Here is a 23,322-nt window from a genome sequence, read left to right on the forward strand (position 1 = left end):
GACCGCTGCGCATCATTAGCAGCGGTCGTTTCTTTTGGAGAATTCGCCCATGAAGTTTCGTTTTCCCGTCGTCATCATTGACGAAGACTTTCGCTCCGAGAACATCTCGGGTTCCGGCATCCGGGCACTCGCCGAAGCCATCGAGAAAGAGGGCGCGGAAGTCCTCGGGCTGACGAGCTACGGCGACCTTACCTCGTTCGCGCAGCAATCGAGCCGCGCGGCGTGTTTCATCCTTTCGATCGACGACGACGAGCTGTTGCCCTACGTCGAGGATTCCGATGGCGAAGCGCCCGGCCACGCGCCCGCGATCATCGCGCTGCGCGCATTCGTGGAAGCGGTGCGCAAGCGCAACGCCGACATCCCGATCTTCCTGTACGGCGAGACGCGCACCTCGCGCCACTTGCCCAACGACATCCTGCGCGAGCTGCACGGCTTCATCCACATGTTCGAGGACACGCCGGAGTTCGTCGCGCGCCATGTGATTCGCGAAGCGCGGGTGTATCTCGACGCGCTGGCGCCGCCGTTCTTCAAGGAACTCGTGAAGTACGCCGACGAAGGCTCGTACTCGTGGCACTGCCCGGGCCACTCGGGCGGCGTGGCGTTTCTGAAGAACCCCCTCGGCCAGATGTTTCACCAGTTCTTCGGCGAGAACATGCTGCGCGCGGACGTCTGCAATGCGGTTGAGGAACTCGGCCAGCTGCTCGACCATACGGGCCCGGTCGCGGCCTCGGAGCGCAATGCGGCGCGCATCTTCAGCGCCGACCACGTGTTCTTCGTGACCAACGGCACGTCCACGTCGAACAAGATCGTCTGGCACGCAACGGTGGCGCCCGGCGACATCGTGCTCGTGGACCGCAATTGCCACAAGTCGATCCTGCACGCGATCACCATGACGGGCGCGATTCCCGTGTTCCTCACGCCCACGCGCAACAACTTCGGCATCATCGGCCCGATTCCGCGCGACGAGTTCAAGCCGGAAAACATCCGCAAGAAGATCGAGGCAAATCCGTTCGCGCGCGAAGTGCTCGCCAAGAACCCGAACGTCAAGCCGCGCATCCTCACGATCACGCAAAGCACCTACGACGGCGTGATCTACAACGTCGAGATGATCAAGGACCTGCTCGGCGACATGCTCGACACGCTGCACTTCGACGAAGCCTGGCTGCCGCACGCCGAATTCCACGCGTTCTACCAGGACATGCACGCGATCGGCGCGGGCCGTCCGCGCACCAAGGCGCTCGTGTTCGCGACGCATTCCACGCACAAGCTGCTGGCCGGCATCTCGCAGGCTTCGCAGATCGTGGTGCAGGACTCCGAAGACAGCGCGTTCGATCGCCACCGCTTCAATGAGGCCTACCTCATGCACACGTCCACGAGCCCGCAATACGCGATCATCGCGTCGTGCGACGTGGCCGCTGCGATGATGGAAGCGCCGGGCGGCACTGCGCTCGTGGAAGAGTCGATTGCCGAGGCGCTCGATTTCCGCCGGGCCATGCGCAAGGTCGACGCCGAGTACGGCGACGACTGGTTCTTCCAGGTCTGGGGCCCGGACGATCTGGCCGAGGAAGGCATCGGTTCGCGCGAAGACTGGATGCTGCGCCCGAACGATCACTGGCACGGCTTCGGCAAGCTCGCCGAGGGCTTCAACATGCTCGACCCGATCAAGGCGACCATCGTCACGCCGGGTCTGGACGTGGACGGCGACTTCGGCGACGCCGGCATTCCCGCGGCCATCGTCACGAAGTACCTGGCCGAGCACGGCATCATCGTGGAGAAGACGGGGCTGTATTCGTTCTTCATCATGTTCACGATCGGCATCACCAAGGGCCGCTGGAACTCGATGGTCACGGAGCTCCAGCAGTTCAAGGACGACTACGACAATAACCAGCCGCTCTGGCGCGTGTTGCCCGAGTTCGTCGCGCAGCATCCGATGTACGAGCGCGTGGGCCTGCGCGACCTGTGCCAGCAGATCCACAGCGTCTACCGCGCCAACGACATCGCGCGCCTCACGACCGAGATGTATCTCTCGGACATGGAGCCCGCGATGAAGCCGTCCGACGCGTTCGCCAAGCTCGCGCACCGCGAGATCGACCGCGTGCCCGTCGACGAACTCGAAGGCCGCGTCACGTCGATTCTGCTCACGCCGTATCCGCCGGGCATTCCGCTCTTGATTCCGGGCGAGCGCTTCAACAAGACGATCGTGAATTACCTGAAGTTCGCGCGCGAATTCAACGAGCGCTTCCCGGGCTTCCACACCGACATCCACGGACTCGTGGGCGAGACCATCAACGGCCGCATCGAGTATTTCGTGGATTGCGTGCGCGCTTGAGCGCCAGGAGAAGGTCGAGCGGCATGATGGTGCGTTCTTTCGTGACGACGCTGGCTGCGGCGGCTACGCTGGCGGTGAATGTGGCAGCGGGGTTGGCGGCCGGGCTGGTGGCGCTAGCGCCGGCGGCGCATGCCGAAGTGGCGGCCGCCGACCCGATCGATGCGGGCATGCGCGCCTGTCTCGCGCGCGCCGACCGTTCCTCGACGGCGGGGCAGATCCAGTGCATGGACGAGGCGCGCACCGCGTGGCACAGCGCCGCCGACGCGGCGCTCGCGCAACTGGTCTCGCAGTTGCCTCCCGCGCAGCAAAAGCGCTGGCGACTCAGCCAGACCAAATGGGCGGCGTGGCGCGACGCCGAGGACACGATGCTTGGTGCGGCATTCGCGAGCACGAGCGGCTCGACTTATCAGCTTTACGAGGCGGATATGCGCCTGCAGCCGGTGCGCGACCGCGCGCTCTCGCTGCGCGGGCAGGCCGCGGCGGCATCGGGCGACGCGCCGCCGCGCGTGCGCGCCTGTAGCGCCGATGCACGCTGCGAGCACGTGAGCTACGACCTGAATCGCTACTATCGCAAGCTGTATGCGCGCATGCCGGCGCATTCGCGGCCCGCGCTCGCGCGCGCGCAACGCGCATGGCGCGCGTATCGCGACGCGACCACGCCGCTCGTCGACGAGCATGCTCGCCTCGACCTGCTCGGGGCGCGGCTTGCGACGCTCAAGCGCCTGTCGGAGACGGTGAATAACCGCTGAGCCGTCAGCCCCGGCCGGCTCGTTCAGTCGAAGATGAACTGCTCGGGCGCGCGCGCCGCGAGCGTGGTGGGGTCGCCCAGCAGGTCGTGCAGCGCGAGCTCGATGCTCTGCGACATCGCGTTTAGCGCGAGGTCGTTTTCATCAGTGCCGAACGGGTCTTCGAGCTGCGAGGCGATTGCTTCGTGCGCCATGAACGCGTAGGCCACGAATACCGCGAAGATCGGCGTGAGCGCGCCGATGCTGTCGACGAGCCCGAAGGGCAGCAGCGCGCAGAAGAAGTACACGGTGCGGTGAATCATCACCGTATAAGCGAACGGCAGCGGCGTGGAGACGATGCGCTCGCAGCCGCCGATTACGTCGGAAAGTCCATTGAGATTGTGCTCGAAGGCGAGCACGGCGTAGCCGTCGACGCGGCCCGCGTGCGCTTCGTCGCGCAGCCATTCGGAAGCGCATTGCACGAGCGTCATGGGACGGTAGCGCGAAGCCATCACGCGTTCCACCACGTCGCGCGGCAGGCGTGCCTCGAGGTCCGCGCGTGGGTCGGTGCGGCGCAACTGGTGGCGCAGCGCATGCGGCAGCGCGCAGAGCAGCGCAGCGAACGGGCGCACGTGCGCGCGAGAATCATCGCTTTGCACGAGTGTGAGCGACTCGCGCACGAGCGAGCGCGTCTGGTTGAGCATTTGCCCCCACAGCTTGCGGCCTTCCCAGTAGCGGTCGTAGCTCGCGCTGTTGCGAAAGCCGAGGAACACCGCGAGCGCGATGCCGATCAGCGAGAACGGCACCGTGCTCAGGTTCACCGTGACCTTGAGGATGTGATCGTGGGAGGCGACAGCCACGATCGAGATCGCCAGCACGAGCATGAGGCGCGGCAGAAGCTGCGGCAGCACGGAACCGCGCCAGGCGAGCAGCATGCGGAACCAGTGCAGGTGAGGGCGGACGATCATCGGGTCGGGCGAGCGGGGTTGGGCGGGGGCCGGCGGGTCGGCCAGCCGGGATCATGCGCCATGATAGGCGAAGGGGCGCGAACCTCGGGTGCTCACTTCGTGCATTTTGCAGGGAACACAGTGCGCAGCGGCGCTCCAATGCAAAGCGGGCGCTCGACGGTATTCGTCGCGCGCCCGCTTTGTCGTGACCTCGTGGACGCATCATCCGGGCGGGATGATGCGCCGCCGCGCCCCTTACTTGAGCGCTGCGCGTGCCGCCGCGATGGCTGCGCGCACCTGCTCCGGCGCAGTGCCGCCCGGATGGTTGCGCGCCGAGACCGAGCCTTCGAGCGTGAGCACCGCGAACACGTCATCGGCCAGCAGATGCGCAACGGCCGGCAGCTCGCGGCGCATTTCGTCGAGCGTGAGGTCCGCGAGATCGCAGTTGCGCTCCACGCAGATGCGCACCGCGTGCGCCACGGCTTCGTGCGCGTCGCGGAACGGCAGGCCCTTCTTCACGAGGTAGTCGGCGAGATCGGTGGCCGTCGAGAAGCCTTGCAGCGCCGCCGCACGCATCGCCTGCTCCTTCACCGAGATGCCCGCGACCATTTCCGCAAAGATGCGCAGCGTGTCCGCAACCGTGTCGACGGTGTCGAACAGCGGCTCCTTGTCTTCCTGGTTGTCCTTGTTGTATGCGAGCGGCTGGCCCTTCATCAGCGTGAGGAGCGCCATCAGGTGGCCGTTCACGCGGCCGGTCTTGCCGCGCGCGAGCTCGGGCACGTCCGGGTTTTTCTTCTGCGGCATGATCGACGAGCCCGTGCAGAAGCGGTCGGCCAGATCGATGAAGCCCACGCGCGGGCTCATCCACAGCACCAGTTCTTCCGAGAAGCGCGACACGTGCGTCATCACCAGTGCGGCGGCGGCCGTGAATTCGATCGCGAAGTCGCGGTCGGAGACGGCGTCGAGCGAGTTCGTGCAGATGCCGTCGAAGCCCAGCGTCTTCGCCACCGCGAAGCGGTCGATCGGGTAGCTCGTGCCCGCGAGCGCCGCCGCACCCAGCGGCAGACGGTTCACGCGCTTGCGGCAGTCGGCCATGCGCTCGGCGTCGCGCGTGAACATCTCCACGTAGGCGAGCAGGTGATGGCCGAACGTGACCGGCTGCGCGACTTGCAGGTGCGTGAAGCCCGGCATGATCGTGCCCGCGTGCTGGTCGGCGAGGTCGAGCAGCGCGCCGCGCAGGTCGCCGAGCAGGCCGCCGATGCGGTCGATCTCGCCGCGCAGCCACAGGCGGATGTCGGTCGCGACCTGGTCGTTGCGCGAGCGGCCCGTGTGCAGGCGCTTGCCCGCGTCGCCGATGAGCGCCGTGAGGCGCGCCTCGATGTTCAGGTGCACGTCTTCGAGATCGAGCAGCCATTCGAATTCGCCGCGCTCGATCTCGCCCTTGATTTGCGCCATGCCGCCCTGGATGGCGGCGAGGTCGTCGGCGGAGATGATCTTCTGCGCAGCCAGCATCGACGCGTGCGCGAGCGAGCCCTCGATATCGACGAGCGCGAGGCGCTTGTCGAAGAAGACCGACGACGTATAGCGTTTGACCAGCTCCGACATGGGCTCGGAGAAGCGAGCCGACCAGGCTTCGCCTTTTTTGTGCAGTTGGGACGTCATGGTGATGGGCGTGAACGAGCGTGATTAAGCGGGCCGCGTGCCAGGGCAGTGTGCCCAGGGTAGCGCATTCTGATGCCAGACGCGGCGCACGGCGGGAAAGACGACGATTTTACCATCGGCGCAGGGGACCGCCGCTGCGTGGGCCGCCCGGCGCTGCGCCGGATGAAGCGATGCGCGGCGGCGGCGCGCAAAGCGCCGGGCGCCGCGGCGTTCAAAGCCGCACCAGCACCACCAGCTTCAGGTCTTCGCGATGCGCGGGCTTGAGCGTGATCTGGTCGTAGGCGATGCGGCCGTGGCGCGGATGATTGAACTCGCGCCGGCCGCCTTCGCGCTCGAACACGTCCTGCGAGGCCCAGAAGCGCGCGAACTCGTCGCTCGCGGCCAGCAGCGAGTCGATCAGCGCGCGCGTGGGGGCGTCGTTCAGATGGCGGATCGAGTCGGCGCGAAATTCGGCGGCGAGGCGCCGCGCGCGCGTTTCCCAATCGACGATCAACTCGCGCCCGAGCGGCTGCGTGAAGGTGAAACGCAGCAGGTTGCGGTCGTGCCCGGCATCGAGCCAGCCCGTGAACAGGTCCGCCGCGTGGGCGTTCCATGCGAGCGCGGTCCACTGGCGGTCGAGCACGTAGGCGGGCGCGTCCACCAGTTGCACGGTTTGCAGGAGCGTGGCCGGCGCGTCCGTGGCGCCGGCCGAATCGGGCTCGGCGGGATCGCGCTGGGCAGCCAGCTCGAACAGATAGGCGCGCTCGGCGCGCGAGAGGCGCAGCGCGACGGCGATGCGCGCGAGCGCGTCCGCCGAAGCCGAGACGGGCCGGCCCTGCTCGATCCACGTGTACCAGGTGGGGCTCACGGCGCACAGCTGCGCGACTTCTTCGCGGCGCAGGCCCGGCGTGCGGCGGCGCGGGCCGGGCGGCAAGCCGACTTCCTGCGGCGAGAGCCGCTCGCGGTGGGCGCGGATAAATTCGCCCAGCGCACGGGCGGGCGTGGCGTCGAGCGTTTTGGCGGCGCCGGGTTCGGCGGCTGGCGTGCCGGCGGCTGGGGTGTCGGGGCTCATGAGGCGTGGGGCAGGTGCTCGCGATACCAGAATAATCGCTTAACTTGTACTGGTACTAAACGGCCTCTATTGTAACGGCTGACGCGGCGCCGGACTCGGTACTGCACAGGCCGTTCACCTACAGGAGCAAGCGATGAAGCATCACGATCAGGTCGCCGACGCATTCGGCTCGACCGCCGCCGCCTATCTCACGAGCCAGGTTCACGCGAGCGGTGCGGATCTGGACAATCTCGCCGCCACCTTCGCGGCGACTTGCGGCAACGCCGTGGTGCTGGACATGGGCTGCGGCGCGGGGCATGCGAGCTTCGCGGTGGCTCCACACGTGCGTGAAGTCGTGGCCTACGACATTGCTGCACCGATGCTCGCCACGGTCGAGGCCGCCGCGAAAGACCGCGGCCTTGCGACCATCCGTACACAGCAGGGCGCCGCCGAGGCGCTGCCGTTTGCCGATGCGACCTTCAACTGGGCGATCAGTCGCATGAGCGCGCACCACTGGCGCGACGTGCCGCGCGCGCTTCGCCAGGTGCATCGCGTGCTCAAGCCCGGTGGGCGCCTGAAGTTCATCGACATCGCCGGTATCGACGATCCGCTTTACGACACGCATATCCAGGCGGTCGAATTGTTGCGCGATGCTTCGCATATTCGCGACTACCGCGCCGATGAGTGGCTCGCGATGCTCGATCGCGCGGGGTTCGACGCGAAGGTGGCCGAGCGCTGGCGCATCGCGCTCGACTTCGACACGTGGGTGGCGCGCATGCGCACGCCGCCCGAGCGCGTGAGCGCGATCCGCTCGATGTGGGAGCGTGCGCCCGATGAAGTGAGGCAATACTTCGATGTCCAAAGCGATGGCTCGTTCAAGCTCGATGCGTTGATGATCGAGGCGACGCGGCGCGACTAAAGCCCTTCACGCAATCGGCGCAAGAAAAAAACGGCGTCGTGCCCGTAGGGGCATGACGCCGTTTCTCGATGCGCGTAAAGATCAACCCGTATTGCGCAACCCCGCCGCAATCCCGTTGATCGTCAGATGAATGCCGCGCCGCACGCGCGGGCTCGGGTCGCCGGCGCGATAGCGCTTGATCAGCTCGACCTGCAAGTGATTGAGCGGGTCGAGATACGGGAAGCGGTTCTTGATCGAACGTGCCAGCAGCGGGTTATCCGCGAGACGGCCGCTCGCGCCCGTGATCTCGTCGAGCACGCGCGTGGTGCGCTCCCACTCGGCCACGATGCGGTCGAACACGAGCTTGCGCAGCTTCTTGTCGGCGACGAGCTGCGCATAGCGCGACGCCACTGCGAGATCGGTCTTCGCAAGCGTCATGTCCATGTTCGAAAGCAGGTTCGAGAAGAACGGCCAGGTCTTGTACATCTTCCTGAAGAGCGCGAGGCGGCGCGTGCGCTCCGCGTCGTTGCCCGCTTCGTCGAGATACGCGGCCACCGCGCTGCCAAAGCCGTACCAGCCGGTGAGCAGCAGGCGGCACTGGCCCCACGAGAAGCCCCACGGAATCGCGCGCAGGTCGTCGATCTTGCGGTTCTTCGGGTCCTGCAGCTTGCGCGAGGCGGGCCGGCTGCCGATGTTGAGCTCGGCGATTTCGGTGATCGGCGTCGAGGCGAAGAAGTAGTCGGTGAAGCCGGGCGTCTCGTAGACGAGCGAGCGGTACGCCGCCATCGCCGCATCGGAGAGCATCTGCATGGTCTCTTCGAACACGGGCAACTGGTCCGGCGCGTTGCCGGCGGCTTTGCCCATCGGCAGCAGCGTGGCTTCGAGCGTGGCGGCAATCACCGTTTCGAGGTTGCGGCGGCCGATCTCCGGATTGCCGAACTTCGAAGCGATGACTTCGCCCTGCTCGGTCAGGCGGATCTGGCCTTCGACCGTGCCCGGCGGCTGCGAGAGGATCGCGTTGTAGGTCGGACCGCCCCCGCGGCCCACCGTGCCCCCGCGGCCATGGAACAGGCGCAGCGTGATGCCGCGCTCGCGATAGAGCGCGACGAGCGCGAGCTCGGCGCGGTAGAGCTCCCAGTTCGAGGTGAGGAAGCCGCCGTCCTTGTTGCTGTCCGAGTAGCCGAGCATGATTTCCTGCTCGTTGCCCTGGTGCTCGACGATGCTGTCGATGCCCGGCAGCGCAAGCAGGTCGCGCATGATGCGCGTGGCGTTGCGCAAGTCGGGGATCGTCTCGAACAGCGGGATCACCATCAGCGAGGCCTTCGCGGCATCGTCGGCATGGCCGAGACGCCCGCTCATGAGACCGGTTTCCTTTTGCAGCAGCATCACTTCGAGCAGGTCGGAAACCGTTTCGGTGTGCGAGATGATGTAGTTGCGCACCGCGCGCGCGCCGAACTTCTCGCGCGTCACGCGCGCCATCTCCAGCACGCCGAGCTCGCTTTTCACGAGGTCCGAGTAGTCGAGCCAGGGCGAGCGCAGCGGGCGCGCGTCGGCGAGCTGCGCAAGCAGGACGATCTGCTTGTCCTCTTCGGAGAGCGACGCGTATTCGGCTTGCACGCCCGCGCGCGCGAGCAGCTCGGCGATCACGGCTTCGTGGATGTCCGAGCTCTGGCGCAAGTCGATGCTCGCGAGATGGAAGCCGAACACGTCGACGGCGCGCATGAGCGGGGCAAGACGCGTGGTCGCGAGCGAGGCGCCGTGATGCTCGGCGAGCGAATCCATCAGGATATGCAGGTCGCGCGAGAACTCGGCTGCGTCGGCGTAGGGCTGCGCGCGCACGGGCTGGGCGTTGCGGCCCGCGCTGCGCACGGCGACCACGCCTTCGCCGAGGCGCACGCGCGCGCTGGCCGCAAGCCGCGTATAGACGCCGATCAGCGCGCGGCGGTACGGCTCGTCCACGCGGTGCGGCGACTGGTCGGGCGAGGCCGCGGCGAGCGCCTTGAGCGCGTCGCTCGCGCCCGCGAGCAGGTTCGACACCGATAGCTCGGCGCCGAGCTTGTGCACTTCATCGAGGTAGTGCTGCAGGATCACCTGCGCCTGGCGCTCGCTCGCTTCTTCGAGCGTCGATGCCGTGACGTTCGGGTTGCCGTCGCGGTCGCCGCCGATCCAGCTGCCCATCTGGAAGAACGCGGGCAGTCGCGCATCGACGCCGTGCTCTTTCAGCGACGTTTCGATCTCGCCGTACAGCGCTGGGATCTCGGTGAGGAAGGTCGTGTGGTAGTACGAAAGCGCGTTTTCGATTTCGTCGCCCACGGTCAGGCGCGAGTCGCGCAGCATGCGCGTTTGCCAGAGCGAGGTCACGCGCGCACGCAACAGCGCCTCATTCTGCTCGCGCTCGCGATGCGTGAGCGGCTGGTCGCGTTCGGCGAGCAGGCGCGCGACGTCGTGCTGCGAATCGAGCGTGCTCTTGCGCTGCACTTCAGTGGGGTGCGCGGTGAGCACGGGCACGATCAGCGCGTCGTTGAAGAACTGCTGGAGCACGGGCGTCGCGGCCGCGCCCGCCTGCGCGAGACGTTCGAGCGAATGCGCGATGGTGCCCGCCTGCGGCGCCGAGCCCGCGAGATCGTGGATGCGGCGGCGGCGGTTGCGATGGCGGTCCTCGGCGATGTTCGCGAGATGCGAGAAATAGCTGAACGCGCGCACCACGCTCACGGTCTGCTCGGGCGAGAGCGCGCGCAGCTGCTTTTCCAGCGCGAGCGCGGCGGTGTTGTCGTCTTCACGGCGAAAGCGCACGGCGGTCTGGCGGATGGTTTCCACCACGTCGAACACGGCGTCGCCTTCCTGCTCGCGCAGCACTTCGCCGAGCAGGCGGCCGAGGTAGCGGATGTCCTCGAACAGCGGCTGGTCCTTGTCGTCGCGTGCGCGGGCGTTGCGCGCGGCGGTCGCGGGCTTCGCCGCCGACTTCGCCGCGGGCTTGGCAGCTCGAGTGACCTTCAGGGCCTTGGGAGTTGGGGTGGCCTTCGTGGTCTTCGTCGCGTCTGCCGCTTTCGTGGCCTTTGCCGCCTTCGTCGATTGGGTCGATGGGGGCAAGGCTTTCACGGTGGTCGTCGACTTGGCCTTTTTGGCCGTCGACGGGGCGGCCGTTTCGGCGGCCGTGGAAGAGGCGGGTTGCGATGCGTTGTTGCGGCGCTCTGCGCGCGCCGATCCGGAAGACTTCACGATGTTTTCCTCAGGACTAGCCAGGAGATGGACAAGTTGATCGGGAACTGCCAACTGCATGGCCGCGGCGCGGGCCGCGGTCAGGGGTACAACGGGTGTAACCTGGAATGAATGCGCCATCTTGCGCGTGCCGCACGTGCATCGCGCATATTATGAGACAGCGTGCGGACAGTTCGGACAGGGCCGGTGTTGCCGGGGAGGGGCTTCGTGAGCCCCATCGGCTTGCGGGCGGCAGGCCGAAAAAGGGGCGCGTGCTAACATTGCCCGTTATCCGATTCTGTTTTTCGAACCCGTCATTCGATGTGCTTGCCATGAATTCCGAGATGTTATCCGCGCCCACGCCCCGCACCCTTGTGATCGCTTCGCGGGAGAGCCGCCTGGCGATGTGGCAGGCCGAGCATGTGCAAGCTGCGCTGCACAAATTATATCCATCCTGCGACGTGAAAATTGTCGGAATGACGACACGCGGCGATCAAATTCTCGACCGCACGCTGTCGAAAGTCGGCGGCAAGGGTCTGTTCGTCAAGGAGCTGGAGCAGGCGCTGGCCGAAGGGCGCGCCGATCTGGCCGTGCATTCGCTCAAGGACGTGCCCATGGAGCTGCCCGAGGGCTTCGCGCTCACGGCCATCATGGAGCGCGAGGACCCGCGCGACGCCTTCGTGTCCAACGATTACGAATCGCTTGCGGCGCTGCCGCCGGGCAGCGTCGTGGGCACTTCCAGCCTGCGCCGCGAGTCGATGATCCGCGCGCGCTATCCGCATCTGGACGTGAAGCCGCTGCGCGGCAACCTCGACACGCGCCTTGCCAAGCTCGATCGCGGCGACTACGCGGCCATCATTCTCGCGGCGGCGGGGTTAAAGCGCCTGGGCCTCGGCGCGCGCATCCGCGCGCTGCTGGAGCCGGCGGACAGCCTGCCAGCGGCGGGGCAGGGCGCGCTCGGCATCGAGATCCGCGCCGATCGCGCCGATCTGGCCGCGTGGCTCGCGCCGCTGCACGACGACGCCACCGCGAAGGCCGTGGAGGCCGAGCGCATGGTGTCGCGCGCGCTCGGCGGCAGCTGCTCGGTGCCGCTGGCCGCGTACGCGCAGTGGCGCGACGGGCGGCTCGCGCTGCGTGGCACGATCGCCACGCCCGACGCGAGCCGGGTGCTTGCCGCCGAAGGCGACACGGCGCCGGCCACCGTTGAAGACGCCGTCGCGCTGGGGCGCCGGGTCGCGGACGAACTGATTGCTCAGGGCGCGCTCGAGATCGTGCGCGCGCTTTCCGAGGCCAGCGCCGACGATGCGCGTGCGCCGAACGCGCCGCCGGCCAGCAATCCGGACGAGACGGGCGCGCGATGACGGCCCCGTGGCAGCCGCGTCGCGCCGGCGCGAGCGCTCCTGCGCAGCCCGATGAGTGGGGCGGCCCCGCCGACCCTGGCGCGGGCGCGGGTGGTGCTGCTTCCAATCGTGCTTCCGGGCCGTTCACCGTCGTCATTACCCGACCGGCCGGCCAGTCGCGCTCGCTTGCCGCACAGCTCGAGTCGCGCGGCCTGCGCACGCTTGAATTCCCGCTCATTGCCATCGAAACCGTGCGCGACGACGCGCCCTTGCGCGAAGCGCTCGGCGCGCTCGACCGCTACGCGCTGGTGGTGTTCGTCTCGCCCAACGCCGTCGACCGTGCGTTCGGCCACTACAGTGCGATTTCGTCGATCTGGCCGCATGCGCTGCCCGTCGCCGTGGTGGGGCCGGCCAGCGTGGCTGCCCTCGCGCGTCACGGCGTCGCGGCGCCCGAGCATCGCGTGATCAGCCCGGCGCGTCCCGCCGACGAGGAATCCGCGCGCTTCGACTCCGAGTCGCTCTACGCCGCGCTCGAAAAAACGCTCGGCGAGAACGCTTTCGCGGGCAAGCGTGTGCTGATCGTGCGCGGTGACGGCGGCCGCGAATGGCTCGCCGAGCGCCTGCGCGAGGCGGGCGCCGAAGTCGAGGCCGTCGCTGCCTACCGCCGCGCCATGCCCGAGCCGCCCATCGGCGTCTGGGAGAGCGTGCATGCGCTGCTCGGCGGCGCGCCGCACGCGTGGCTCGTGACCAGTTCCGAAGGCGTGCGCAATCTCGACGAGCTCGCGCGCGATCACCTTACTGCAGGCGAACTCGTCGAGTTGCGCCACGCGCCGCTGGTCGCGCCCCATGCGCGGATCGGCGAGACGGCGCGCAGTTTGGGTTTTGATAGGATTACGGTGTCCGGCGCGGGCGACGAGCGCATCGTCGAAACGCTGCTGGGCCTTGCGTTGTCCCTTTCAGCATCCTCGGCTTCTTCCGTAGCGCATTTAGCTGCGCCTCATGGTGGGGCACAGGCAGCTCAACCGGTTCAGAACACCCCGGCGTCGTCGCCGGCACAACCACGCATGACTGATTCGAACGATTCCAGCCAGGTTTCCAATCGGGGCGCGGCATCCCAGGGCAGCAGCGGCGCTTCGCCTGCCGCCGCGAGTGCGCGCCCGGCATCCGCCTCTTCCTCTTATTCCTCCACGCCACCCGCGTCATCGCAGCCCATGCGGCGCGGCGGTGCGGGCGTGGCCGTCCTGTGGCTCGTGGTGGTGCTGGTCGCCGCAGGCGCGGGGGCAGGCGGCTATGCGCTCAACCGCAAGCTCGACCGCGTGGACGCAGCGCTCATGCAGCGCCAGCAGGCAGCCGAGCAGCAGAGCGCCGCGCTGCGCGCACGCACCGATCAGGCCGTCGCGAACGCCCAGCAGGTCGACAAGCAGATGTCGCTGCTCGAAGGCAAGATCGCCGACGCGCAGAACTCACAGCAGGCGCTCGCGCAGCAGTACGCCGATCTCGCGCGCAACCGCGACGAATGGACGCTCGCCGAAGTCGGCCAGATGCTGTCGAGCGCGAGCGAGCAGCTGCAGCTCACCGGCAACACGCAGCTCGCGCTGTTCGCGCTGCAAAGCGCCGACACGCGTCTCGCCGCCTCGGACAGCCCGCAGGCGCTCGCCGTGCGCAAGGCCATCGCGCAGGACGTCGACAAGCTCAAGGCCGCGCCATCCACCGATCTCGCGGGCCTCGCGATCAAGCTCGACACCGCGCTGGACGCGGTCGACTCGCTGCCGCTCGCGGGCGAAGCGCTGGTCGCGCACACCAAGCCCGAAGTCGCCCCGCCGCTCGACGCCGCTAAAGTGGCCGCCGCCACCGGCGAGCCGCGCTGGCGCGCGTGGCTCGACACCTTCGTCTCGGGCATCGGCAAGCAGATCGCGAGCCTCGTGCAGGTGCGCCGCATCGACAACGCCGACGCCATGCTCACTTCGCCCGATCAGGGCTACTTCGTGCGCGAGAACTTGAAGCTGCGCCTGCTTTCGGCGCGCCTGTCGCTGCTCTCGCGCAACGGGCCCACGCTCAAGTCCGACCTCGCTGCCGCCGACACGGCGCTCGCGCGCTACTTCGACGGCGCGTCGAAGGAAACGCAGAACGTGCGCGACCTGCTCAAGCAGGTGGATGCGGGTTCGGGCGCGGTCGCGCTGCCCACGCTCGACACGAGCCTGAAGGCACTCCAGCAATACCGGAGCCGGGGGTAATACATGGCGATCCGTGGACTTATCTGGCTGGCGATCCTCTTCGCGGTCGCCGTCGCGCTTGCCACCGTGGGCCGTTTCGACGCGGGGCAGGTGCTGCTCGTCTACCCGCCGTATCGCGTGGACGTCTCGCTCAATCTCTTCGTGGTGGGCATCGTCGTCGCGTTCCTGCTGCTTTACGCGCTCTTGCGCTTTGCGCGCAACATCGTGACGATGCCGCGCCGCGTCGCCGCCTACCGCGCGCGCATGCGCACGGAAAAGGCCAACTCGGCGCTGCGCGACGCCGTGGGCAATCTCTACGCGGGCCGCTTCTCGCGGGCCGAAAAGGCCGCGCGCGAATCGCTCGTCGACGAGAAGAACAAGGGCGCCGCGGGCCTGATTGCCGCGAACGCCGCGCATCGTCTGCATGAGTACGCGCGCCGCGACGACTGGCTCACGCAGGTGGACGACCCCGACCTCCAGGAAGCGCGCCTCATGGCCACCGCCGACATGCGCGCCGATGGGCGCGACGCGGACGGGGCGCTCGCCGCGCTCACCGAAATGCGCTCGCAGGGCGGCCGCCGCATTCACGCGCAGCAGATCGCGCTGCGCGCGCAGCAGCAGCTCAAGAACTGGGGCGAAGTGCTCAAGCTCGTGAAGACGCTGGAAAAGCGCGAGGCGCTGCATCCGGCCGTGGCGGTGCGCCTGCGCCAGCTCGCGGCGGAGAACCTGTTGCGCGACCGGCGCCACAACGCGGACGCGTTGCTCGAGCTCTGGCACGCGCTCACGCCGGTCGAGCGTCATTCGCCGCGTCTGGCCGACTGCGCCGCAGAACTGCTGATCGCGCTCGACCGCCCGAACGAGGCGCGCAAGATCGTCGAGGAAGCGTTGGGGCAGAGCTGGGATGCGCGCCTGTTGCGCCGTTATCCCGACACCGCGGGCAACGACGCGCTGCCGCTCATTCAGAAGGCCGAGGCATGGCGCAAGGAGCGTCCCGAGGACGGCGACCTGTTGTTCGCGCTGGGCCGCCTGTGCCTGAAGCAGCAGCTTTGGGGCAAGGCGCAGTCGTTCCTGGAGGCCGCGCTCAAGTCCGCCGAGGCGAGCGACAACGAGCCGCTCAAGATCCGCTCGCATCGCGCGCTCGCACGCCTGCACGAGCAGCTCGGCGACGCCGGCAAGGCGGCCACGCACTATCGCGAGAGCGCACTGGCGATGAACGTCGTTTAAGACCTGGCGCGCTTCGCTTCGCAACGCAACGCAACGCAAAACGGCCGCTTTCGAGCGGCCGTTTGCATGTTGGCGCGCGCGGCAGCGCTAGCGGTTCACCAGTTTCGCGGGTGCGCACAGCGCGAGCAAGCCGCCGAGGATCATGAACGCCGCAAGCATATACATGCCCGAATCGTTCGCCGACGTGACCTGCTTGAGCCATCCCACCGCATAGGGGCTCAGAAAGCCCGCGAGATTGCCGATCGAGTTGATGAGCGCGATGCCCGCCGCCGCGCCGGCGCCCGCGAGCCAGGCCGTGGGCAGGCTCCAGAACAGCGGCAGCGTGGTGAGAATGCCGATGGTGGCGATCGTGAGCGCCGTCATCGCGAGCGTGGTGTCGTGCGCCCACGCGACCGAGAGCACGAGGCCGATCGCGCCGATCGCGGCCGGAATCGCGATATGCCAGCGGCGCTCGCGCTGGCGGTCGGCGCTCTTCGCGGCGAGCACCATGCCGACCACCGCCGCCGCGAACGGAATCGCCGAAAGCAGCCCGATCATGAGCGCGTCCTTTACGCCCGTCGCCTTGATGATGGTGGGCAGCCAGAAGCTCACGCCGTAGAGGCCCATCACGAACGAGAAGTAGGTGAGGCTCATCACGAGCACGCGCGCGTTGATGAGCACCTTGGCGAGCGGGAGGTTTTCCTTGGTGGCGTCCTCGGCGGCGATGTTGCGCTCGAGCAGCGCGCGTTCTTCGGCGCTTAGCCACTTCGCGTCGCCGATGCGGTCGTCGAGCACGAAAAACACCAGCACGCCGACGATAATCGAAGGCAGACCTTCGAGCAGGAACAGCCACTGCCAGCCCTGCCAGCCGTTCACGCCGTTGAACGACTTGAGGATCCAGCCCGAGACCGGGCCGCCGATCACGCCCGAAAGCGCGACGGCCGTCATGAACCAGGTGGTCATGCGGCCGCGCCGGTGCGCCGGATACCAGTACGTGAGATAGAGGATGATGCCCGGGAAGAAGCCGGCTTCGCACAAGCCGAGCAGAAAGCGCATCACGTAGAACATGGTGGGCGTGGTCACGAACATCGTGAAGATGGAGACGAGGCCCCACGTGACCATGATGCGCGCGATCCATACGCGTGCGCCCACGCGATGCAGGATCACATTGCTTGGCACTTCGAATAAAAAATAGCCGATGAAGAAAATGCCCGCGCCGAAGCCGTAGACCGCATCGGAGAGATTGAGCGCGGCGCTCATTTGCAGCTTGGCGAAACCCACGTTGACGCGATCCAGATACGCGACCACGTAGCAGAGCATCAGCAGCGGGATGAGGCGCCACGCGACCTTGCGGTAGGTGGCTTCTTCGAAGGCGGAGGGCGGAGCGCCCGCGCCTGCTTGCGGCAGGTGATTCGCTGGACTGGCCATAGTTTCTCCATAGACTCGATCGTGGTGCTGGTTGCCTGGGGAGCGCGCTGGAACGTGCCAGAACGTGCCAGAACGTGCCAGAACGTGCTATACGCAGCGCCCGCCGTCCACTTCGATGCAGGTGCCGGTGATGAAGGCCGCTTCGTCGGAGGCGAGGTAGAGGCACGCGTTGGCCACGTCCTGCGGCGTGGAAAAGCGCCCGAGCGGGATGCCCGCGATAAAGCGCTGGCGGTTCCCGGGCGTGTCGGGCACGCCCATGAATTCGGCGGTCAGGCCCGTATCGCCGATCACCGGATTCACGCAGTTCACGCGGATCTGGTCGGGGCCGAGCTCGGCGGCGAGCGCCTTGCTGGCGACGATCATCGCGCCCTTGCTGCCGTTGTACCAGACGAGCCCCGGGCGCGGCCGTATGCCCGCCGTGGAGGCGATGTTGACGAACGCGCCGCCGCCATGCTCGCGAAAGTGCGGCACGAACACCCGCACGCTCCAGTAGAGGCCCTTCACGTTGACGGCGTAGACGCGGTCGAATTCGGCCTCGCTCACTTCGAGCACGGGCTTGTTGCGATGCGTGGTGCCCGCATTGTTGACGACGATCTGCACGCTGCCGAAGTCCTCGACGGCGGCTTCGCGCAGCGCGTGCCAGTCGGCTTCGCGCGTGATGTCGCCGGTCACCGCGATGGCCTTGCCGCCCGCGAGCGCGATCTCGCTCGCGACGCGCTGCGCGGCGGCGCCGTTCAGGTCGTTGACGACGACGTTCGCGCCTTCGCGCGCGTAAGTCTTCGCGATGCCCTCGCCGAAGCCCGAGCCGGCGCCCGTCACGACAGCGGTCTTGCCTTTGAGTCGCATGATGTCTCCATGTGTTGGTGGATTTATTCCGTTTTCCTGACTATGTGCGGAGGTGCGCGAGCGCTATTGCGCCGCGCTAGCCGTGCCGCAGCGCGATGGTCTTCAGCACCGTGAAGCCGTACAGCGCCTCGAAGCCTTTTTCGCGCCCATAGCCGGACAGGCGCGTGCCGCCGAACGGCAACTCGACGCCGCCGCCCGCACCGTAGTTGTTCACGAACACCTGGCCCGCGCGCACGCGCCGCGCCATGCGCATCTGGCGCGCGCCGTCGCGCGTCCATACGCCTGCCACGAGCCCGTAGGGGGTGCCGTTGGCGAGTGTGACCGCCTCGCTTTCGTCGTCGAAGGGCATGGCCGCGAGCACCGGGCCGAACACTTCTTCCTGGGCAAGGCGGCTTTGCGGCGGCACGTCGCGCAGCAGCGCCGGCGCTTCGTAGAAGCCGCCGGTGGGCGCATCGGCTTCGAGCTTGCCGCGCGCAGCGGTCGCGATGCCGTCGCGCTGGGCTTCGTCGAGAAACTCGCGCACGCGCCGCCGCTGCTTGTCGCTGATGAGCGGCCCGCAATCGAGGTCGGCGCTCGCGGGCCCGACGCGCAACGCTCCGAACGCCGCCGCGAGCCGTTCGAGCAGCGGCTCATAGGCGGCTCGCTCGATCAGCACGCGGCTGCCCGCCGAGCACGTCTGTCCCGCGTTCTGCACGATGGCGGCGACGAGCACGGGCAGCGCGGCGTCGAAATCGGCATCGGCGAAAACGATCTGCGGCGACTTTCCGCCCAGCTCCAGCGTGACGGGCACGTGATTGCCGGCGGCTGTCTGGGCGACGAGCTTGCCCGTTTGCGGCGAGCCCGTGAACGAGATGTGGTCGATGCCGGGGTGCTCGGAGAGCGCCGCGCCCGCCTCGTGACCGAGGCCCGTGACGATGTTCAGCGCGCCGGCGGGCAGACCCGCGTCGTGCGCGAGCGCCGCCACTTCGAGCAGCGAGACACAGGCGTCCTCGGCGGGCTTCACGACGCAGGCGTTGCCGGCCGCGAGCGCTGCGCCCACGCTGCGCCCGAAAATCTGCATCGGATAGTTCCACGGCACGATGTGGCCGGTCACGCCATGCGGCTCGCGCACCGTGAGCACCGTATAGCCTGCCTGGTAGGGCAGCGTCTCGCCGTGCAGCTTGTCGGCGGCGCCCGCGTAGAACTCGAAGTAGCGCGCGAGCGCGGCGGCGTCGGCGCGCGCCTGCTTGAGCGGCTTGCCGGTGTCGCGCGCTTCGAGCTGCGCGAGCGCCTGCTGATGCTGGGCCACGCGCGCCGAGAGCTTGAACAGCAAGCGTCCGCGCTCCGCTGCGCTCAGTGCGCCCCAGGCGCCTTCGTACGCGGCGCGCGCGGCGGATACGGCTGCATCGATATCGGCGGCATTGCCGCGCGCGAGCTGCGCGAACGGCTGGCCAGTGGAGGGGTCGATTGCGGCGAGGGTCTCGCCGCTGGCGGGCGAGCGCCACGCGCCGCCGATGAAGTGCCTCGCTTCTTCCATGCATGCGCCTCGTAAATGGGGGATGAAACGAGGGAAGGGGAATGCAAAACGAGCAACGCCAAAAGGGCAAAGCCTCCGGCGCGAACATTATCACGCCAATTCAGCAGGTGCTTCATCCGCTTGCGGGAAAGCCCTGGGCCGAACCGTCGGACGCGGCGGGCGATTGGCTATAATGGGCGCCAACTTCCGACGTCCGGTTGCACGCTGGAGCGTCGTGCGCGTTTTGGCCGATGGTGCTGATTCGTGCCGGTCCGCGCCGCGCCCCGCGCATGCAACCGTCGCTTTTTCCCTTCTCAACAGAGAGCGCTCATGAGCTTCGCAAATGTCCCCGCCGGCAAGGATCTGCCGCAAGACTTCAACGTGATCATCGAAATTCCGGCGCAAAGCGATCCGGTCAAGTACGAAGCCGACAAGGACCTGGGCCTGCTGGTCGTCGACCGCTTCGTCGGCACGGGCATGCGTTATCCGGTGAACTACGGCTTCATTCCGCAGACGCTCTCCGGTGACGGCGACCCCGTCGACGTGCTGGTGATCACGCCGTTCCCGCTGCTGGCAGGCTCGGTCGTGCGCTCGCGCGCGCTCGGGATGCTGCAGATGACCGATGAGTCGGGCGTCGACGCCAAGCTGATCGCCGTGCCGCACGACAAGGTCTGCCCGATGACGGCCAACATCAAGTCGCTGGAAGACGTGCCCGCGTACCTGATGGATCAGATCAAGCACTTCTTCGAGAACTACAAGTCGCTCGAAAAGGGCAAGTGGGTCAAGGTGGAAGGCTGGGTCGGCATCGAAGCCGCCCACAAGGAAATCACCGACGGCGTCGCGAACTTCAAGAAGTAATCGCGAAGCCAGCACCGCTGGCCAGAGCGCTCCGCAAGGGGCGCTTTTTTTTCGTCCGCGGCGTTCGCGCCAGGCGCTGGCGCCGCGTCTGCCGGCCGCTCAATCGAGCTCGGCCGCTCAATCGAGCTCGGCCATGTCGCGCGCCTGCGGCACGCGCAGGGCGTCGAGCGGCGCGGGCTTGCCGAGCGCATAGCCCTGCACGAAGTCGACGCCCATGGCGATCATGCACTCGACGATTCCCGCGTCCTCGACGCACTCGGCGATGGTTTCCTTGCCGGCCGCGTGCGCGACCTCGTTGATCGAGCGGACGATGGCCTGATCGAGCGGGCTGTCGACGATGCCGCGTATGAAGCTGCCGTCGATCTTCAGATAGTCGACGCTCAGGTGCTTCAGATAGTTGAGCGACGACATGCCCGCGCCGAAGTCGTCGAGCGCGAAGCGGCAGCCGTGCGCGCGCAGGCGCGAGATGAGCGTGATGGCGTCGTGCATGTTCGTGATCGCGGCGGTCTCCGTGATCTCGAAGCACACGCGCGAGAACGGAATGTCCCAGACCCGCTGCTGCTCTTCGATATAGTCGGCGAGCCGCTCGTCGCCGAGCGAGGCGCCCGAGATGTTGATCGACCAGGTGCCGTAGCGGTGCGCGCCGGCGGCGATGGTCGCGAACGCGCGCGCGATCACCCAGCGGTCGATCGCAGGCATCAGGTCGAAGCGCTGCGCCGCGCCGATGAATCCCGCCGGGCTCACCAGCGCGCCCGCGGCCGAGCGCATGCGCAGCAGCACCTCGACATGCGCGTCCTGCGGGCCGGAGTCGGGTGCGAGCGGCACGATCTCCTGGCCGAACAGGCAGAACTGGTCGTCTTCGAGCGCCGCCTTGATGTCGGCGACCCAGGCCATTTGCGTGTGAGCCTCGGAGAGCTCCTCGTCGTCGAAGCGAAAGAGGTGCACGCGGTTACGTCCTTTCTTTTTTGCCATGTAGCAGGCGACGTCCGCTGCCTTCATCACTTCCTTCACGCAGGCGAGGCTCGCCACGTCGCCGACGAGGCCGATGCTCACGCTCGTCTGCACGATGCGGCCGCCGCCCGTGAAGCGGATGCCGGCGATGGCCTCGCGCAGGTCCTCGGCGAGCGCCCATGCATGCACGACCGGGCAGTGCGGCAGCACCACGCCGAATTCGTCGCCGCCGAGGCGCGCGATGATGTCGGTGCCGCGCAGCGTGTTGCGCAGCACGCTGCAGACTTCCCGGATCAGTTCGTCGCCGGTCGAATGGCCGCAGGTATCGTTGACCACCTTGAACTGGTCGAGGTCGAGGAACATGGCCGAGTGCGCGGAGCGCTCGCGCGATTCGCCGGTGATGGCTGGGAAACCTGATCTACCCGCGCCGCCTTCGAGCAGCGCGCCGAGCCGCTGCTCGAATTCGCGGCGGTTGTACAGGTCGGTCAGCTCGTCGTGGGTGGCCTGATACGAGAGGCGCGCCGCGTGCTCGCGCAGCGCGCTCACGTCGTAAAGCACAATGACAGTGCCGATGGTGCCGCCCCGCGCGTCGCGCAGCCTCGAGACCGAGTAGTCGACTGCGAGCCGCGAGCCGTCCGGGCGCGCGACGTAGAGATCCGCCGCGCCGCCGCCTGTTCCGCTTATCCCGCTTATCCCGCTGGTCCCGTCGGCTGCGCACACGGCGGGCGCGCTGCCAGCAATGTCGAGGCCGCAGGCCTCGCCGGCGCCGTTGCGCAGGTCGCAGATGGTCCCGAAGGGCTGGTCGAGGAGCGCGGCGGCGCGGCGGCCGAGGATGCGCTCGGCGACAGCGTTGCAGTAGGTGACGCGCCCGTCTTCGTCGGTGCGGATCACGGCTTCGCCGATCGAGGCCAGCGTGACCTCCGCGAGTTCGTGCTCGGTATGCGCCTGCGCTTCCGCCGTCTTGAGATCGGAGATGTCGAACAGGCATCCGACCATGCGCACCGCGCGGCCGCGCGCGTCGCGCACCGCTTGCCCGCGCGCGCGGCACCAGCAGTAGCCGCCGGCCAGCGTGTGCAGGCGGAATTCCACATCGAAGGTCGTCGCGCGCGCGAGGTGACGGCGCAGCGCCTGGCGCACGCGAGGCAGATCGTCGGGATGCACGAGTTGCACGAGGCCGGTTTCGCTGTCGAACGGGGTGCCCGCGGCAGGGCTCGCGTCGTAGCCGAGCTGCTCGTAGAGCCAGTTCGAGAAGTAGCACTGGCGGCTGCCGACCTCCCAGTCCCAGAGCCCCGCGTTGATGCCCGCGAAGCCGAGGCTCAGGCGCTCCTCGTTCTTGCGCACCTCGGCTTCGAGACGGTCGCTGCGCTTGAGCACGCGGCGGATGAATAGCGTGAACACGGCGAGCAGCAAGAACGCGCAAGCCGCGAGTGTGAACGTGAGAAGCGAGCGCGTGGCGCGCGCGGCATCGTCGAGCGATCGTGAGAAGCCGTTTTCGATGGGCGCGAGCTCGCTGTCGATGGCGTGCAGTTCGCGCACGAGCGCGGCGGACTCGGCGCTGTGCAGCTTGCCCGCCTGCGCGAGCGCATGCAGCCGCGTCCCGGTTTCGGCGAGGCGCAGGATGTAGCGGTCGCCGATGTCCCAGTACGCCACCGCCGGTCGCATCCACGGCGTGTTCTTGAGCGTGCGGTAGCCCCAGGTCATGCCGTCGACGTCGGCGGGCGCGATGCGGCCCTGCTCGAAGCCGCGCCGGATCCCCGCCACATCGGGCTGCGGCCGGTTCATTTCGAGCTTGGCCGCACGATCGCCCAGCGGCACGGCGATCCAATCGAGGAAGGAGCGGTAGTCGGCTTCGTCACCGACGCGGGCGTAGCGGTCGAGCGCATATACGGCATCCTTCTGGCCTTTCGACCAGGTGCTTTCCCCGGCCACATAGGCGAGCAGGATCGACATGATCGCGAGGCTGATCGACGCGATCACCGTCATCACCACCGCGAGCAACCACAGCGGCAGCAGGACGGCCGTGGTGCGCCGCAGTCCATGCCACCCCGGGGTCTGCCGCGTGGGCTCCATTTTGAATCGTCTCATCAGGCCTCACCGCTCCGGTCGCTTTACGGAATGACGTGACGGCTCGCGTCGAGGGCAAACGCTCGGCGCTCCTGTGAAGGATAACGGCGCAAGCGGGGCGGGCTTTAGGCTTGG

At 67.8% G+C, this 23,322-nt stretch carries 16 protein-coding genes; 8 read left to right on the forward strand and 8 right to left on the reverse strand.

Features of this window, described 5'->3' with window-relative positions; genetic code table 11:
• Positions 1-49 precede the first annotated feature (49 nt).
• Together P5W99_RS04375 and P5W99_RS04380 are read left to right on the forward strand one after the other, a co-directional pair.
• The gene (locus P5W99_RS04375) at positions 50-2,329 is read left to right on the forward strand and encodes an Orn/Lys/Arg decarboxylase N-terminal domain-containing protein (protein WP_421023408.1); all 2,280 of its coding nucleotides are present in this window, start codon (positions 50-52) and stop codon (positions 2,327-2,329) included.
• Between the two features lie 23 nt (positions 2,330-2,352).
• Positions 2,353-3,078, forward strand: coding sequence for a lysozyme inhibitor LprI family protein (locus P5W99_RS04380; RefSeq protein ID WP_421073772.1), 726 nt, complete (start codon positions 2,353-2,355; stop codon positions 3,076-3,078).
• A gap of 23 nt (positions 3,079-3,101) precedes the next feature.
• Here P5W99_RS04380 and P5W99_RS04385 read toward each other — a convergent pair whose 3' ends face one another.
• From P5W99_RS04385 to P5W99_RS04395, 3 genes are all read right to left on the reverse strand, one after another.
• Positions 3,102-4,022: a bestrophin family protein gene (locus P5W99_RS04385; protein ID WP_421073773.1), complete on the reverse strand. Its 921-nt coding sequence runs from the start codon at positions 4,020-4,022 to the stop codon at positions 3,102-3,104.
• A 234-nt stretch (positions 4,023-4,256) separates the two neighbouring features.
• Positions 4,257-5,663 carry an argininosuccinate lyase gene (argH, locus tag P5W99_RS04390; RefSeq protein ID WP_421023411.1) on the reverse strand — a complete coding sequence of 469 codons (1,407 nt, stop codon included), beginning with the start codon at positions 5,661-5,663 and terminating at the stop codon, positions 4,257-4,259.
• Positions 5,664-5,874: 211 nt separating this feature from the next.
• Complete coding sequence (locus P5W99_RS04395) at positions 5,875-6,714, reverse strand: helix-turn-helix transcriptional regulator (RefSeq protein WP_421073774.1); 840 nt, start codon at positions 6,712-6,714, stop codon at positions 5,875-5,877.
• Positions 6,715-6,847: 133 nt separating this feature from the next.
• Between P5W99_RS04395 and P5W99_RS04400 the strand changes: the two genes are divergently transcribed.
• Positions 6,848-7,612, forward strand: coding sequence for a class I SAM-dependent methyltransferase (locus tag P5W99_RS04400; protein ID WP_421023413.1), 765 nt, complete (start codon positions 6,848-6,850; stop codon positions 7,610-7,612).
• Between the two features lie 81 nt (positions 7,613-7,693).
• On the opposite strand, the gene ppc is transcribed toward P5W99_RS04400, so the two are convergent.
• On the reverse strand, positions 7,694-10,810 hold the full coding sequence (gene ppc, locus P5W99_RS04405) for a phosphoenolpyruvate carboxylase (RefSeq protein WP_421073775.1): 3,117 nt from the start codon (positions 10,808-10,810) through the stop codon (positions 7,694-7,696).
• Between the two features lie 311 nt (positions 10,811-11,121).
• Between ppc and hemC the strand changes: the two genes are divergently transcribed.
• Genes hemC through P5W99_RS04420 form a run of 3 tightly spaced genes read left to right on the forward strand, consistent with a single transcriptional unit; the run spans position 11,122 to position 15,566 of the window.
• Positions 11,122-12,150 carry a hydroxymethylbilane synthase gene (gene hemC, locus P5W99_RS04410; RefSeq protein WP_421073776.1) on the forward strand — a complete coding sequence of 343 codons (1,029 nt, stop codon included), beginning with the start codon at positions 11,122-11,124 and terminating at the stop codon, positions 12,148-12,150.
• A complete protein-coding gene (gene hemDX, locus P5W99_RS04415; protein ID WP_421073777.1) occupies positions 12,147-14,363 on the forward strand; it encodes a fused uroporphyrinogen-III synthase HemD/membrane protein HemX in 2,217 nt (738 codons plus the stop codon). The genes hemC and hemDX overlap by 4 nt, the downstream gene beginning before the upstream one ends.
• 3 nt (positions 14,364-14,366) lie before the next feature.
• Positions 14,367-15,566 carry a heme biosynthesis protein HemY gene (locus tag P5W99_RS04420; RefSeq protein ID WP_421073778.1) on the forward strand — a complete coding sequence of 400 codons (1,200 nt, stop codon included), beginning with the start codon at positions 14,367-14,369 and terminating at the stop codon, positions 15,564-15,566.
• 87 nt (positions 15,567-15,653) lie between these two features.
• On the opposite strand, the gene P5W99_RS04425 is transcribed toward P5W99_RS04420, so the two are convergent.
• The 3 genes from P5W99_RS04425 to P5W99_RS04435 form a co-directional block, all read right to left on the reverse strand.
• Positions 15,654-16,973, reverse strand: coding sequence for an MFS transporter (locus tag P5W99_RS04425; protein ID WP_421073779.1), 1,320 nt, complete (start codon positions 16,971-16,973; stop codon positions 15,654-15,656).
• 87 nt (positions 16,974-17,060) lie between these two features.
• Positions 17,061-17,819, reverse strand: a complete 759-nt coding sequence (locus P5W99_RS04430; RefSeq protein ID WP_421073780.1) for an SDR family oxidoreductase — start codon at positions 17,817-17,819, stop codon at positions 17,061-17,063.
• Positions 17,820-17,895: 76 nt separating this feature from the next.
• A complete protein-coding gene (locus P5W99_RS04435) occupies positions 17,896-19,335 on the reverse strand; it encodes an aldehyde dehydrogenase family protein (RefSeq protein WP_434662014.1) in 1,440 nt (479 codons plus the stop codon).
• 41 nt (positions 19,336-19,376) lie between these two features.
• Here P5W99_RS04435 and P5W99_RS04440 point away from each other — a divergent pair, with 41 nt between their 5' ends.
• A complete protein-coding gene (locus P5W99_RS04440; RefSeq protein ID WP_421073782.1) occupies positions 19,377-19,508 on the forward strand; it encodes a hypothetical protein in 132 nt (43 codons plus the stop codon).
• Positions 19,509-19,644: 136 nt separating this feature from the next.
• Positions 19,645-20,172 (forward strand): inorganic diphosphatase, encoded by a 528-nt coding sequence (gene ppa / locus P5W99_RS04445; RefSeq protein ID WP_129561469.1) that lies wholly within the window; start codon positions 19,645-19,647, stop codon positions 20,170-20,172.
• 117 nt (positions 20,173-20,289) lie between these two features.
• On the opposite strand, the gene P5W99_RS04450 is transcribed toward ppa, so the two are convergent.
• Complete coding sequence (locus P5W99_RS04450; protein ID WP_421073783.1) at positions 20,290-23,208, reverse strand: EAL domain-containing protein; 2,919 nt, start codon at positions 23,206-23,208, stop codon at positions 20,290-20,292.
• Positions 23,209-23,322: the final 114 nt, after the last annotated feature.

Origin of the sequence: Paraburkholderia sp. A3BS-1L, assembly GCF_051125215.1 — a bacterium.
In the GTDB taxonomy this organism is placed as follows: domain Bacteria; phylum Pseudomonadota; class Gammaproteobacteria; order Burkholderiales; family Burkholderiaceae; genus Paraburkholderia.